Raw genomic sequence first — 596 nt, 5'->3', positions numbered from 1 at the left:
TTTGGGACAAGGTTGATTTTCCAAGTTACGCTTCGATCACTTGATTCATAGGCGAGGTTTTTGAATGCCTTGCTCTATCAATTCATAGGCTCAATCATTTGTAACAAATGTAACTGAATGATTGAGCCGTCAAATAAGTCGTAAGAAAATCCCAAAATTAGACATTTTATGTTTTTTTATAAATCACCAAGTGTCTGATATTAAATTAATAATTATTCAGTGAGGTAAAATAAAATTATTCTTTATCAATCTTGTTGGTAGCGTTCGATTGATTGGTTAATAGTAGATGTTATCCGAAACACATCGGCCAGATAAATATAAGAACTAGTGGTTATCTATTCCCACACTATTACAAATTTAACGCTGTCATACCGACAAGAGGCAACCTGAATGTTAGAGAAAAAAGACGCAATGAGTGCTATTGCAAGCTACCGAATGGAAAGCACACTTCGTGGAGTAGACCTAAACCTATTGACTGTTTTTGACGCTGTAATGCAAGAGCAAAACATCACCCGTGCAGCGCACAATTTGGGTATGTCTCAGCCTGCAGTAAGTAACGCTGTAGCACGTCTAAAAGTCATGTTTAACGACGAGTT

General features: G+C 36.7%; 1 protein-coding gene. It reads left to right on the top strand.

The annotated features are described in order from the left end of the window. Positions 1 to 390 precede the first annotated feature (390 nt). A partial coding sequence (locus KIV40_RS30375; RefSeq protein ID WP_285352982.1) for a LysR family transcriptional regulator occupies positions 391 to 596 on the top strand: 206 nt, incomplete at its 3' end.

It is taken from the genome of Vibrio sp. D173a, from assembly GCF_030248475.1.
The sequence above is the reverse complement of the archived record's forward strand: the minus strand, read 5'-3'. Positions and strand labels throughout refer to the sequence as shown.